Genomic DNA, 13,303 nt, shown 5'->3' with positions numbered 1-13,303 from the left:
ACTCGCTATCGCCTCCGCAATAATCCCTACGATATGTTGCGTGACGACTGATAGCCTGCCTACAAATTAAAATAGATTAAAGTAAAAGGATTGAAAGGTCGGGGGCCGAACGTAGATACCTTTGGATATCTTGGCGGCGATCACAGCTCAAACTTGAGCATAAAGAGTATAGGATATGAAAATCATCCTCGCTCAACCCCGTGGCTTTTGTGCCGGCGTCGTTCGCGCGATCGAGATCGTGGAACGCGCACTCATTAAATATGGCGCTCCGGTCTATGTTCGTCACGAGATCGTTCATAATCGCTACGTTGTCGAAAGCTTGGAGCGAAAGGGTGCCCGTTTCGTCGAGGACCTCAGCGAAGTTCCGGATGGCRCTGTCGTGATTTTCAGTGCCCATGGCGTGCCCCGCGCCGTCGTGGCGGCGGCGCAAGCCAGGCAATTGCCGGCTCTGGATGCGACATGCCCACTCGTGACCAAGGTCCACAATCAAGGCCGGCGCTATGTCGAGCAAGGGCGGACGCTGGTGCTTATCGGCCATGCGGGGCACCCCGAAGTGGAAGGAACACTCGGGCAGGTGGAAGGCATCGTTCATCTTGTGCAAAATCTGGCCGATGTAGAGGCGTTGGGTCTCCCATTTGACACGCCCATCGCGTACGTGACCCAGACGACACTCAGCGTCGACGACACTCGCTCGATCATCACGGCGCTCAGAGATCGGTTCGCCGATGTGGTCGGCCCCGAAACAAAGGACATCTGCTACGCTACGCAAAACCGCCAAGTTGCTCTCCGGCAGCTCTGCCGTATCGCCGATCTCGTTCTTGTTGTCGGTGCACGTAATAGCTCGAATTCCAACCGTTTGCTCGAGATTGGCATTGAAGCCGGAATCCCGAGTTACCTTGTGGCCGATGGTGCGGATGTCGATCCAAACTGGCTTCATCGCGTTGAGGTAGTCGGAGTAACTGCTGGAGCTTCGGCACCCGAAGTGCTCGTGGAGAATGTCATCGAAGCACTCCGCTGCGCTGCTGGACCTGTGGACGTTTCTATCCTCCCGGGGGTCCAGGAGACCATCAATTTCCGTCTGCCGGCCGAACTCCTAGCTGTTTGAGCCACGCTTGCGGCATCAGGACCGCTCAACAAGGAGTCGCCCGTGGGGATCCCCATCCGACAAGTTGTCTCGATCGGAAGCTATATCCTTCGCCAGCACCTCGCAGGCCGAAAACGTTACCCTCTCGTGCTCATGCTGGAGCCGCTTTTCCGATGCAATCTTGCCTGCGCCGGATGCGGCAAAATCGACTATCCCGATGCAATCCTCAACAAGCGGCTGTCCGTTGAGGATTGTCTTGCGGCGATGGACGAGTGCGGCGCCCCGGTCGTGGTGCTTGCGGGCGGTGAGCCACTCTTACACAAAGATCTGCCTCAGATCGTGGCAGGCGCCATCGATCGCCGGAAATTCGTCGTCGTCTGCACGAATGCGTTACTGCTCGAGAAAAAGATCGACCAGTATCGGCCGAGCCCATATTTCACCTGGTCCATTCACCTCGATGGCGATGAAGAGATGCATGATCGCTCGGTGTGCCAGGAAGGTGTCTATAATCGCGCTGTCGCGGCCCTCCGGTTGGCGCAGGCCAAAGGCTTTCGTGTCACCGTCAACAGCACCTTTTTCACAGGGGCCGACCCGGAGCGGGTTGCAGCCTTCTTCGATAGTGTCACGGCACTCGGAGTTGATGGAATTACCGTCTCACCGGGATATGCCTACGAGCGGGCACCCGACCAACAGCATTTCCTCAATCGACGGGTCACCAAGGAGCTATTCCGCGATATCTTCCGCCTCGGACGGGGTGGCAAAAAATGGGCTTTCAACCAGTCCGCGCTCTTCCTCGACTTTCTGGCCGGCAACCAGACCTATCACTGCACGCCATGGGGCAACCCCACCCGGACTGTCTTCGGATGGCAACGCCCCTGCTACCTCCTGGGTGAAGGCTACGCCGCGACCTTCCGCGAACTGATGGAAGAAACCGATTGGGACGCCTACGGTACCGGCCACTACGAAAAGTGTGCCGATTGCATGGTCCATTCGGGTTATGAGGCATCCGCCGTGCTGGACACAGTCCAACGGCCCTGGAAAGCGGCTTGGACGGCTTTGCGGGGGGTTGGCACCGAAGGACCGATGGCACCCGAGATTCCGCTCGATGGGCAGCGTCCGGCACAATTCGTCTTTTCACGCAATGTCGCGGAAAGACTCATCGAGGCCGGCAACGCCAAGACCCGGACCCAGAAGCATTAGGCAGTGTCTTAAACTCGAGAAGGCGGCAGAGGCATGCCATGCCAAACGCGGCAGCGCGGTAAGCTGCATCGGACTTCTGGCGATCTCGTGCAGCGCGCCCTTTAGATTGATGCTCCCACTCGGGTGCAGTGCCTTTCCCACGAGAGATGGAAGTCCGCACTCGGCCGGGTCGCAGATCACCCGAATGGCGGCAAATGGAATTCCGTGCTCCGCCGCAAAAGCGGCCGCAATGTGGGATTCCATATCGACCGCAGCGGCTCCGGTTGCGGAACGCAAGACAGCCTTGTCTGGGGGTGTCAGCACCGGGGCATCGGCGCCGGCGATTTCAGCAAGGATCACGCGTCGGCGACCCGTCGACAAAAGCCGCGCCCAGTCGCGAACTATTCCGGAATGCGTACCCCACCGTGCGTTCGCAGCGACAATGCCGCTGGCGATGATCGCATCGCCCGGACCGAGAGCCGGATCAAGGCCGCCAGCAATCCCAAAACTGATGATCGCGCGATAGGCGGGCTTAAGCTCGCCGAGCGCCGTCTTCAGTCGCGCCGGAGAGCCCCCTGAGCAAATGATAGCGATGTCAGATCCGGCGACGAGCCGTGCTTCTTGGCGAAATCCGGTCACGACGAGAATGGGCAGCGAGAGTTCGGAGGTCACATTCCAAACCTCGCATTGTGGTCGATCCCCCGCCTCAAATTGCGGTAGCGCGCGAGAGCCCAAAGCGGAAAGAACTTCGGGTATCCGTGGTAACGCAGGTAGAAGACGCGCGGGAATCCCGTCGCCGTGAAACGCTCCTCGCGCCAAAACCCATCGGAGCCTTGCGTGCGTCTCAGATACGCGATGCCCCGCGCGACGGCTGGATGCTCGACTTCGCCTGCAGCCATGAGAGCCAAGAGTGCCCACGCGCTCTGCGAGGCCGTACTCGGTGCGGGTTCATACCCACGGTAATCGAGACGATAACTCTCACCGCCCTCGCCCCACCCTCCATCGGAATGCTGGATCGCGACAAGCCATTTCACCGCGCGACGCATCGCCACTGACTGCGTGTCGATCTTTGCCGCGCGAAGGGCGCAGAGAGCCGACCAGGTCCCATAGATGTAATTCACGCCCCAGCGACCGAACCAACTCCCATCTTTTTCCTGCGCCGCGAGGAGGTAGGCGATGCCGCGTGCGAGCGTCGGACTGGCTTCCGGTGTCTCGCCGAGTTGAGCGAGCATCGATACGCAACGCGCCGTCACGTCGGCGGTCGGCGGATCGAGAAGCGCTCCATGATCGGCGAAGGGGATATAGTTGAGATACTCGTAGGTGTTGTCGACATCGAAGGCACCCCAACCGCCGTTGCGGCTCTGCAGGCCCGAGACCCACTCGCGACCGCGGGCGATCGCCTCATCGAATGTCGTTGGATCTCCCCGGTGCATGGTCATAACAACAACCGCCGTGTCATCGACATCGGGATAGTGCGGATTGGCGTATTGAAAGGCCCAACCACCCGGCCGCAATCCCGGATGTTCCGCCGCCCAATCTCCCGCCACGTCGAGAATTTGTCGCTCGCTCAACCAGCCAAGACCTTGAAGCGCTGCCGCCTTCGCTTCATTGCCACCGACCTCGAGCAGAGCCTGGCATGCGAGTGCCGTATCCCAGACCGGTGACAGGCAAGGCTGGCAAAAGGCTTCCTGTTCCCTCACGACGACCAAACCTTCGAGCGCTTCGCGCGCTGTCACGACATGCGGATGGTCCGCCGGATAGCTGAGGGCATCGAACATCATCACGGCATTGGCCATGGCCGGGAAAATGGCCCCGAGCCCGTCGCGGCCATTGAGCCGCTGCTCGACAAAGGCGACGGCTGCTTTAACGGCTCTCTGGCGAAGGCCTTTCGGAAAGAACCGCTCTGCGGGACGAAGAATGGTATCGATCCCTTGGAAGAACGGAGTCCAGGGCGATGTCTGATGCGCACCCCTCGGCCAGTCACGCACCTCGCCTGGCGGAACGATGAAAAGTTCACCGATTCCGATACCGCGCGGATTTCGCGCTTTCGGCTTCAGCGCCTGCAAGACCATAAGCGGAACGAGAACGGTGCGAGCCCAGTATGAGATTTTTGAGAGATGGAAGGGAAACCAGCACGGGAGAAGCATGATTTCGACAGGCATGGCCGGAACGGCCCGCCAGGGGATCTCGCCATAGAGCGCCAGAAAGGCCCGCGTAAAGACATTGCTCTTCGCAGCTCCGCCAAGAGCGAGAATCGCCTCGCGGGCCCGAAGCATATGCGCACTATTCGGCGCATCGCCGATCATCTTGAGCGCGAAATACGCTTTCACGCTGGCACTCATGTCGAATGCACCATCGTGGAAGAGAGGCCAGCCCCCTTCCCGCTTCTGAATGCGCCGAAGGTAGGAACCCATCTTGGCTTCGAGCGCGGAATCCACCGCTTCGCCAAGGTAATGCTTCAGAAGAATGTACTCCGCCGGGATGGTCGCATCCGCCTCGAGCTCGAAACACCAATGGCCGTCCGCTCGCGCACAATCGATGAGGGCTTGGGTCGCCGCGGCAATCTGCGGTTCGATTTTATCTGCCGGCCATTCGAGGGGGTAAAAGATGGCTTCGGTCATGCGGCATGCTGCTGCGCTGGTATGGTTGCAAGAGGACTTCTGGCAGCGGATGCACTCGCGACGACCGAGGCCGCCTTATAGCCCGATCTGATCGCACCTTCGATTGTCGCCGGCAGCTCCGTCGCGGTCCAATCTCCGGCAAGGATCAGGCCCGGAATGTGCGTTCGCGCGGGTGGACGGCGAGCGACCTCGTCTGGAGTTGCCGCGAATGTCGCGCGGCGCTCTTTCACGATTTGCCAGGGCGGAAGATCGCGAGGAAGCCCGGTCAGGGTCGAGACATCGTTCCAGATCGCTTCCGCGAGAGCCTCGCGCGGAAGATCCAACAGGCGATCCGCGCTGCTGATGGTGACAGAGAGGCGCCCAGGATAGGCAAAGAGCCATTCGGCCAACCCATTGATGATGCCGAGGATCGGCGGAAGGGTCGTAGGTGGTTCTATCCGGAAATGAGCATTGATGATTGCGCGAGAGTCGTTGGGCACTTGCAGTCCGGGAACGAGCCCTGCTGCCGTCCACGATGGGACTGCGAGAATAACGGTTTCGCGAGATCCAAGCTCGATTTGCACCTCTCCGAAATCAAGCCCCCCGGGACGTCCTCCAGTCAGGCCGATTTCGCGCAGGCGGCGCCCGAAATGGACGGATACTTGGTTTTTTGCCAAACGTCGAAGCGCGGGTTCGATGAAGGTCGCGGAAAGGCCAGCCCTTGCGATCAGCGGCCGGCAGGCTTGTCCGCCAGCAGCCAGCGTTTCGCGCAGGATCTGCGCTGCCAGCCCTGCGTCGGCTTCTCTCGGCCCGGTGTTGAGAGCAGCCAAAAGCACCGGTCGCCACAGACGCTCGTACAACGGTCCCGAGCACACCATGACATCGCTGACAGATGCCAAAGCTGGCGCATGCAGGATCTTCGCGGCGGCCAGATAATCTCTGGCGCGGCTGGCAGGCACGCGGCGCTTCGCGTCGAAAATCCACCAGGGCAACCGGCCCCTGTTCGGCCGCAGAGTCCAACGTTCATGACTCGCAAGATCGGCGAACGCGAAAGCCGCTTCGGGTGGACCACTCAGTTCATGCTTCGCCTCGATCCGGGAAAGGAAATCAAGTGTCGCCCCGTTGCCGGATAGGACAAGGTGGTTTCCGTTGTCGATCGTGCACCCGAGAGCCGGATCGAAATAGGAACGACACCGTCCACCTGCGATCTTTGCCGCCTCGTAAACTTCGACAGAGTATCCAGCCTCGACCAAGCGTATTGCAGCGCTCAGGCCCGCAAGACCGGCTCCGACAATGTGGACGACCCCATCCATCATATGAGGCCGTAGCGCAGGAGCGCCCCAACCAGGCGCACACGATCCGCGTGAACGGGCTCCCGCGGCAGACTCCATCCGCGCGCCAGGAGCTTGTCGAGAATGGACGAATACGCTGTGGCCATCAGGCGGGGCGCGCGTACGAAGGCCCGGGGGCAATCGGCCATGATCCGGTCCGCTTCGGAAAAATGGATGGTCGCGCGCGCGGCTACGCAGGCGCAGGCCTCACCGAGCCGTGGGTTGCTCAAAACGAATTTTGGTTCGAACTGCTCAATGTCCGCATCGACAAGCGCTTCTCGTGGCACGTAAAGGCGGCCGAGGGCTGCATCTTCGTCAAGGTCCCGCAAAATGTTGGTCAGTTGCAGGGCTCGTCCAAGATGGTGGGCGAGAGCATCCCCATGGGCGGTGTCGAGCCCGAATATCCTCACCGAAAGCCGCCCGACGGCACTCGCCACACGATCACAATAGAGATCGAGAAGTGCCCAATCGGGCGCTCGCAGATTGCCGCTCGCATCCATCATCATTCCGTCGAGAATGGCATCGAAATCGCGGCGCTGAAGCTCGAAGGTGCGAACCGGTACGACAAGAGCCGAGAGGCGCTCCGGCGCGTTGCCGTTGAACAGAGCATCCACCCCCGCTCGCCAGCTCTTGAGTTCACGAACGCGATCGACAAAAGGCTCGTCACTGTCCGCGACGTCGTCTACGGCGCGACAGAATGCGTACACCGCATACATGGCTTCACGACGGATCCGCGGCAGGATTCTCATGGCTGTACAGAACGAGCTGCCTGCGGCCGGACCGGCCCCATGGCCGCTTTCCATCACGGGGGTCATCGTCCGTCCCTCAAGAGCCGAGCCGGATTTCCACGGACCGCGCGGGTGAAGAGACCCTGCGCCGCCCCGACTGCGGCTGCAAGAACGAAACCGGCCTTGCCGAGATGCACAGGCTCGCTCAATGGGTCGCGTCGCTTCAACCGATCCAGAAGGGTAAGGGCGAGCCTCCGTATTGCGGCGACTTCGAGGCTGAGGCGCTCATCCGCGATGAGTGCGGGCAGATTTGCGCTATCCTTTACAAGCTGTGCGGTACGATCCCCGAGATCGATCAAGCAAGCGCGCAGTTCCGGGCTCGCGGATGGGGCGCCGAGTGCCTCTACGCCGACTCCATGGGCGCTAAGCGCGTCGATCGGCAAGTAGACGCGATCGAGAGTTTGGTAGTCCTTTGCACAATCCTGAAGGTGGTCGATGATCTGCAACGCGGCACAGAGCGTGTCGGATGCCGGCCACGTATCCTTCGCTTCGCCATGCACGTCGAGCACGAAACGGCCGACCGGCATTGCAGACAGCGTGCAATAGCCCATCAGCTCTGACCAGTCCCTGTAACGGGTCTTGCGAACGTCAATGCGAAAGGCTTCGAGCAAGTCGAGCGCGTGCCGAGGCTGAAGCCCGCGCTCCGCGAGCGAGATCCGCAACGGCTCCGCCTCAGGACCGGCAGGCGCGGAGCCAGTCAGCTCTCGCTCCAGCGTGTCCAAAAGGACAAGCTTCTTGTCGTTCGAGAGGTTCGGATCGTCCGCGATGTCGTCTGCCGCACGAACGAAGCGATAGAAGGCGAGGATCGGACCGCGATTTCTCGGATGAACGAGAAAAGACGCGACAGGAAAGTTATCTTCGAGGCGTGACTTGCCCGGACGAAGTTCCGATACCCTGTTCATCGTTCGGTCATGCCTCTCGACGCTGGGGCCTGAAAGCGCCCCTTCCACGCGCCACCCCGGCCCCGCCAGTGCTGGAGCGCCGAGTCCAAGGTGAAGAGAAGATACATGGAGGCGATCGCCGGGAGGGCCAGAGCCCAGATCGCTTTTACCTTGTAAAACCGGAGCGCAGGCGCAAACGCGAAAGCCATCATGCCCCAGGCGACGAGGCCTAAGCCGCATGCCACTCCGCTCGCGAGGACCGCAGTCAATGGCGGAGCGATGTAGACCACGCCCATGGCGAGCACTGTGCCAAAGAGAGCCAACGGTGAATAGCGAAGCTGGGCATAGGCTGAGCGAGCCACCGTGAGCCGTATGTCTTCAACCGTTGGAGATGCACGAAGGCTACGGGCGTTCTCGGTCAAACCAAGCCAGATGGCCCCCTGCCCTTTCAGCAAGCTCCCGAGCGCGCAATCGTCGATCAACGCGCTTCGGATCGCCCGGAATCCTCCGGCACGGCGAAGCGCATCCGGGCGCACGAGCATGCAGCCTCCGGCGGCTGCGGCTGTTCGACAAGCCGGACTATTAACCCACGCGAAGGGGTAGAGTTTGCGAAAGAAGAAGACGAAGGCCGGAATGAGCATGCGCTCGGCAAGGCTCTCGCAGCGCAGCTTCACCATCAGCGAGGTCAGAACGGTTTTCCGGGCGCAGGCCGCCTGCACCAATTGCCTCACGACATTCACATCATAGGCGATGTCAGCATCGCTGAAGAGCACGAAGTCGGGCGACTTGGATTGCCCTTCAACATAAGCGAAACCTTGCGCCATCGCCCAGAGTTTACCCGTCCAGGAAGACGGAGGGTCGATTCCCCGAATGATGGTCAAACGCTCTGTGGAACCCACCTGCATCGCCGCCTCTCGGGCGACAGCGGCCGTGCCGTCTGTACTTCTGTCATCAACAAGGACGACGACGAAGCGACGCGCCGGGTAATCCTGCTGCAACAGCGAGCCAACATTGGCGGCGATCAATCCCACCTCGTCGCGAGCCGGGACCACGGCAACCACGCTTGGCCAATCATCCATCTGCGGATCGCTCTGAGATGGGATCAGAGCATCATCTTCCTCGATAAAACGCCAGAAATGTCCTCGCCCAAGCAGAAGGTAGAACCACGCGGCAACCGACGTGGCACTCACAACGATTGCGACATTGTTCATCGCAAATAACCGGCTCTGCGGAACCACGCGATGGCGTCGGCGAGCCCTTCTCGATAAGGCCTCGACGCATATCCGAGTTCGTTTCGCGCTTTGGCATCCGTGAAGAACATGTGATGACGCGCCATGCGGAGGCCGTCGAGGGTGACGAAGGGTGTGCGGCCTGTGAGGAGCGCCATCGCTTCCGCACCGAGGGCCAAAGGATAGATCAAGCTGCGAGGCAGTTTGAGGACGGGTGGGGAGCGGTCGACCAAGGCCGCGATGTCCGCCAACATCGTGGACAGATGAACATTTTCGCCGCCGAGTATATAGCGCTGGCCGATCCGCCCTTTGCGCATGGCGGCGAGGTGCCCTGCCGCGACATCGTCCACGTGAGCGAGGTTGAGGCCCGTCTCAATGAACCCCGGCATTCGCCCCGAGGCTGCTTCGACAATGATACGACCGGTCGGAGTGGGCTTCACGTCGCGCGGCCCAATGGGAGTCGATGGATTGACGATGACAGCAGGCAATCCGCCTCGATCGATCATGTCCTGAACGAGGCGTTCGGCCATCACCTTGCTGCGCTTATAGGTGCCCACGGCGGCGGATTCTGACAAAGACCGGCTTTCGTCAGCGGGGGTGCCGTCGCTGTTGAGCGAGAGGGTGGCGACACTACTGGTGTACACGACACGCTCCACTCCGGCGCGCATCGCTTCCTCCATGACGATCCTCGTCCCCTCCACGTTGGTGCGGATCATGTCTTCCGGGCGGCGGACCCAGAGCCGATAGTCCGCAGCAGCATGAATGACGTAACTCACGCCGCGCAGCGCCGCCGCCATGGCAGCGCGGTCACAGATATCACCTTGAATGATGGCTATTTCATCTTGCTGCAGGTTTGTGCGCGGGCTCGATGCGCGTACGAGCGCACGAACCGGGAAGCCCGCCCCATGGAAGGCGGCGACCAGCGCCGAGCCGAGAAAACCGCTCGCCCCCGTGATCAGGACCGGCCCGACAGGCATGTGGACCTCCGTTTCAGCTCACGCCCTCAGCCTCTTGTACAATCTGCCTTTCCGACCGAGCACCTTGGCGACGATGCCGGCACTATCCAGTCTAGCCCGGGCGTACAGCGCGCTCCGCGCTTGCCATTCTCAGAAAGCCGCCGCAAATCCGCTGGGTGCACAGCATGTCAATGATGGAGTTCGCCACGCATTCGGCTTCTACTCACAACCGTCAAGACGAAGAACACTACACCTGATCGTCCTAGAGCGACACGGACCGGTTCACTCAGATATGGTTCTTAGGGTGGCAATTCAAAAATTTGGAGAAAATAGCGCCGCCTTCGACAGTGCATCCCAGTCGCCCCTGCCTTCGAAGAGAAAAATTCGGGACAGATCTCGAAATGCGTACGATTTGATATAATTCCTTTTATGCAGATATAATTCAATGATGGTCTGTGATAATTCATGACCAATTCTTGGGCTGCCGTGGGAGTCGACTATGCACTCTAAGGGGTACCTCATCGCTTTCTCGCTTGCGGCGTGCGTAGTATCGCCGGTTTTAGCTGCCGACATTAAGGCTCCCACGGCGGCCCCCAGCCCTTCCGGTTGGATCGTCACGCTCACCGGCCAAGGCGAAGTGGGGCCCAGCTACCCGGGTTCGAATAAATTCTCCGGGTTCGGATATCCGTCGATTGATTACCGCCGTGTTGGTGAGCCCCCCAGATGGATCGCCCCTGACGATGGCATCGATTTCACGATTCTGAACGTGTCGGGTTTTCGGGCCGGCCCAGTGGTGAGGTTCGAGAGCGGTCGTTACCTTAGTTCGGATCGACGGCTATTCGGCTTGCGAAAGGTCAACTGGTCTATTGAGCCGGGCCTGTTCGTCGAATATTGGCCCGCAAACTGGCTGCGGGCGCGTGCCGAGGTTCGCTACGGTGTCAACGGATTCGACGGATTCGTCGGAGATCTCGCGCTCGATCTCATAGGGCGGGAAGGCCCTTATACGTTCTCGGTCGGACCGCGTATGTCTTTCGGTGATTCCAACTTCACTGAAGCTTACTTCTCCGTGACTCCTTTTGAAGCGTCGCTGAACGGTCTGGTCACCCCGTTTAAGGCAAACGGCGGCGTCACGTCCGCCGGGGTTCTTGCTTCGGCATCTTACAAGTGGTCGGAGCAATGGACGACCACAGTCTATGCAGGCTACCGACGTCTCGTCGGGGATTCTGCCGATAGCCCAATCACCCGGCGCATCGGTTCTCCCGATCAATTCCTCGTCGGTGCAAGTCTGTCCTACTCATTCGTGTTCGATCCGTAGGAAGTCCTGGCGGTCGTTCTATTCCCCAGGTGGCAGGCCAGGTTCGCCGGTCTCGGTGGCAGGCGCACGTGCATGCCGCCACTCCAAAGCTCCCCATAAAAGGGCCGCCGGTCCTCCGAGAGCCAAGTCACGGACCCTGAAAATCAACGACATGGCAAGTGCGCTTGGCGCATCGATGCCCACGACCGCGCCAGCGAGAATGAATGCTCCCTCCTGGACGCCTGTGCCCCATGGGACAAGGTAAAATGCTCCTCGCGCCGCATGAACGAGGCTGTCGACAAGCAGCGCAGCCCCAAGGCCGAGCGGCCGGTCGAGTTCGTGCGCGATGACCCAGATCTGAAGAGCGCTTCCAACCCAGGCCATAAGATGGGTGGCAACGGAGGCACCCATTGACCAGCGCCGACCATGGAGCTCCCGAAACGCCGCCGTGAGGCCCGCCGGCACGGCCGCGCCGACACGACCAAATAAGCCTGCGAGACGAGCTCCGATCCAATTTACAAGTCGGCGCGTATTACGGTGGCGGGCAGCAAAATAGACGATCAGAATTGGAATGATGCCGACGGTCGCCACGCCAGCCCAACGCACCGCTTCACCCCACCCGACATAGTATGCCAGCAGAATCAAGCCGATAGTGATATACAGCGCCAGCGCCAGCATTTCCGCCACGATATCGAGAAGGATACTGGCGCCCGCTGCAAAGCCACTCATGCCAAACAACGTGAGAATGCGCACGCCGACAGTCTCTCCCAGGCCCGGCACGACGCTGGCAAGGCTCGTAGTGCCGTCCCGCGCGATCCGGGCGGCGAAGCACGCGCCATAGCTCACTCGGACGGTCAACAACCACCATGCAGTGGCGCAAAGACCCATCGCAAAAATCTGCAACAAGCATATCAAGACAAAGCCGGGCCAACCGATTTGCTCGAGCGCTCCCCAGACCTGACCAAGCCCCGCCCAAGCGATCAGCCCAAAAAAGGCAAGCATGCCCAGAAGAGGATATAAGATCGAGAGGCGAGGCTTGCGCATGGATCGTCTCCTCAGTCCAAATCCTGAAAGCGAATGAGGCGCGTGTCGATCCTGTCCTTGAAAGCCGCGACCACTTCGGAATCGATCAGAGCTGCAAGCTCATCGCACGGACGCCAAAATGCAGGCGGGCCGAACGGAGATACTGGCAATCCACCCACCGCCGGATGGGTTCCAATCTCGGTGACTCCAGGAGGCAGATTTGCGGCGATGCCCAAGAGGCATGATCGGTCCATCGCGCCTGCATCGTTGAGGCCAAAGAACCAATCGTTGAATGCGAGGTTGGATTTTCGCAGGTGCCGCTTCATGTGCCCTGTGAGCGCGCGGTGAGCGGTAGCATGCATAAATCTCTTGCCGAGGCCGCGCCGCCCGGCCGCGCGCCAGGATGGTAAGGCAGGCTCTTGGGGAACCCGGACGGGAGCCCGCGCCGACGCCACCGCCATTTCTTGGGTGAGGATGTCGAGAACCGACGGGTGTTGATGGAAGTGCCTGTGCCCATCGACATGATCGAGAACGAGCCCAGACTTGCGGAACAGTTCAAATTGCGCGCCAATCTCGGCGCGCACTTGCCCCTGTACACGCCGTGAGACAGCGATCCGGGTCCCGACCCGCCAGGGAGCACTATGTAGGACCTGCCGCGTGCGTGGGGCAAGGAGATCGGGGATAACGGAGCGATCAAGCGCGGCCGGCCCGCTGATCAATGTCAGATGCAATCCGACCCCGAGGCGCGGCATCCGTCGAGCCCGTTTGATAGCATCATCGGCGGCCTCCCCCGTCACCATAAGGCTTGCGCATGTGAGAATGCCTTCCCGATGCGCCAACTCGACGGCCTCGTTGACAGCCAACGACATCCCGAAATCATCCGCGGTGACGATGACTTGTCGCGCGCCCGACATCAAAGCGCACCAAAGCTAAGGCCG

The 13,303-nt window shown here is 60.5% G+C and carries 12 protein-coding genes; 3 read left to right on the top strand and 9 right to left on the bottom strand.

Features of this window, described 5'->3' with window-relative positions; all coding sequences use genetic code 11:
* The first annotated feature begins 175 nt into the window (after positions 1–175).
* Together ispH and hpnH are read left to right on the top strand one after the other, a co-directional pair.
* On the top strand, positions 176–1,105 hold the full coding sequence (gene ispH / locus AB4072_RS05685; protein WP_441966127.1) for a 4-hydroxy-3-methylbut-2-enyl diphosphate reductase: 930 nt from the start codon (positions 176–178) through the stop codon (positions 1,103–1,105).
* 42 nt (positions 1,106–1,147) lie between these two features.
* Positions 1,148–2,284 (top strand): adenosyl-hopene transferase HpnH, encoded by a 1,137-nt coding sequence (gene hpnH / locus AB4072_RS05680; RefSeq protein WP_441966125.1) that lies wholly within the window; start codon positions 1,148–1,150, stop codon positions 2,282–2,284.
* On the opposite strand, the gene AB4072_RS05675 is transcribed toward hpnH, so the two are convergent.
* The 7 genes from AB4072_RS05675 to hpnA are packed head-to-tail and all read right to left on the bottom strand — an operon-like array spanning position 2,219 to position 10,069.
* The gene (locus AB4072_RS05675) at positions 2,219–2,935 is read right to left on the bottom strand and encodes a phosphorylase (protein WP_441966124.1); all 717 of its coding nucleotides are present in this window, start codon (positions 2,933–2,935) and stop codon (positions 2,219–2,221) included. The genes hpnH and AB4072_RS05675 overlap by 66 nt on opposite strands.
* Complete coding sequence (gene shc, locus AB4072_RS05670; protein ID WP_441966123.1) at positions 2,932–4,884, bottom strand: squalene--hopene cyclase; 1,953 nt, start codon at positions 4,882–4,884, stop codon at positions 2,932–2,934. The genes AB4072_RS05675 and shc overlap by 4 nt, the downstream gene beginning before the upstream one ends.
* Complete coding sequence (gene hpnE, locus AB4072_RS05665; RefSeq protein WP_441966121.1) at positions 4,881–6,176, bottom strand: hydroxysqualene dehydroxylase HpnE; 1,296 nt, start codon at positions 6,174–6,176, stop codon at positions 4,881–4,883. The genes shc and hpnE overlap by 4 nt, the downstream gene beginning before the upstream one ends.
* Positions 6,176–7,009, bottom strand: coding sequence for a presqualene diphosphate synthase HpnD (hpnD, locus tag AB4072_RS05660; RefSeq protein ID WP_441966119.1), 834 nt, complete (start codon positions 7,007–7,009; stop codon positions 6,176–6,178). The genes hpnE and hpnD overlap by 1 nt, the downstream gene beginning before the upstream one ends.
* Complete coding sequence (gene hpnC / locus AB4072_RS05655; protein WP_441966117.1) at positions 7,006–7,884, bottom strand: squalene synthase HpnC; 879 nt, start codon at positions 7,882–7,884, stop codon at positions 7,006–7,008. Before hpnC ends, hpnD begins: the two co-directional genes overlap by 4 nt.
* A complete protein-coding gene (locus AB4072_RS05650; RefSeq protein ID WP_441966115.1) occupies positions 7,881–9,074 on the bottom strand; it encodes a glycosyltransferase in 1,194 nt (397 codons plus the stop codon). Before AB4072_RS05650 ends, hpnC begins: the two co-directional genes overlap by 4 nt.
* Positions 9,071–10,069 (bottom strand): hopanoid-associated sugar epimerase, encoded by a 999-nt coding sequence (gene hpnA, locus AB4072_RS05645; protein ID WP_441966113.1) that lies wholly within the window; start codon positions 10,067–10,069, stop codon positions 9,071–9,073. Before hpnA ends, AB4072_RS05650 begins: the two co-directional genes overlap by 4 nt.
* Before the next feature lie 478 nt (positions 10,070–10,547).
* Between hpnA and AB4072_RS05640 the strand changes: the two genes are divergently transcribed.
* Positions 10,548–11,363: a MipA/OmpV family protein gene (locus AB4072_RS05640; protein WP_441966112.1), complete on the top strand. Its 816-nt coding sequence runs from the start codon at positions 10,548–10,550 to the stop codon at positions 11,361–11,363.
* An 18-nt stretch (positions 11,364–11,381) separates the two neighbouring features.
* Here AB4072_RS05640 and AB4072_RS05635 read toward each other — a convergent pair whose 3' ends face one another.
* Both AB4072_RS05635 and hpnK read right to left on the bottom strand, forming a co-directional pair.
* On the bottom strand, positions 11,382–12,386 hold the full coding sequence (locus AB4072_RS05635) for a lysylphosphatidylglycerol synthase domain-containing protein (RefSeq protein WP_441966110.1): 1,005 nt from the start codon (positions 12,384–12,386) through the stop codon (positions 11,382–11,384).
* Positions 12,387–12,397: 11 nt separating this feature from the next.
* Entirely contained in the window at positions 12,398–13,279 is an 882-nt protein-coding gene (gene hpnK / locus AB4072_RS05630; RefSeq protein ID WP_441966108.1) for a hopanoid biosynthesis-associated protein HpnK, read from the bottom strand.
* Positions 13,280–13,303: the final 24 nt, after the last annotated feature.

The organism is Microvirga sp. 2MCAF38 (genome assembly GCF_052115485.1).
Lineage (GTDB): Bacteria > Pseudomonadota > Alphaproteobacteria > Rhizobiales > Beijerinckiaceae > Microvirga.
Note: the sequence above shows the minus strand (reverse complement) of the source record. Positions and strands in the feature narration are given on the sequence as shown.

What these genes read in the sequence shown, in the direction of transcription:
- shc (WP_441966123.1), bottom strand. Translation starts at nt 4,884, where the DNA reads ATGACCGAAGCCATCTTTTACCCCCTCGAATGGCCGGCAGATAAAATC.
- hpnE (WP_441966121.1), bottom strand. Translation starts at nt 6,176, where the DNA reads ATGGATGGGGTCGTCCACATTGTCGGAGCCGGTCTTGCGGGCCTGAGC.
- hpnD (WP_441966119.1), bottom strand. Translation starts at nt 7,009, where the DNA reads ATGACCCCCGTGATGGAAAGCGGCCATGGGGCCGGTCCGGCCGCAGGC.
- hpnC (WP_441966117.1), bottom strand. Translation starts at nt 7,884, where the DNA reads ATGAACAGGGTATCGGAACTTCGTCCGGGCAAGTCACGCCTCGAAGAT.
- AB4072_RS05650 (WP_441966115.1), bottom strand. Translation starts at nt 9,074, where the DNA reads ATGAACAATGTCGCAATCGTTGTGAGTGCCACGTCGGTTGCCGCGTGG.
- hpnA (WP_441966113.1), bottom strand. Translation starts at nt 10,069, where the DNA reads ATGCCTGTCGGGCCGGTCCTGATCACGGGGGCGAGCGGTTTTCTCGGC.
- AB4072_RS05640 (WP_441966112.1), top strand. Translation starts at nt 10,548, where the DNA reads ATGCACTCTAAGGGGTACCTCATCGCTTTCTCGCTTGCGGCGTGCGTA.
- AB4072_RS05635 (WP_441966110.1), bottom strand. Translation starts at nt 12,386, where the DNA reads ATGCGCAAGCCTCGCCTCTCGATCTTATATCCTCTTCTGGGCATGCTT.
- hpnK (WP_441966108.1), bottom strand. Translation starts at nt 13,279, where the DNA reads ATGTCGGGCGCGCGACAAGTCATCGTCACCGCGGATGATTTCGGGATG.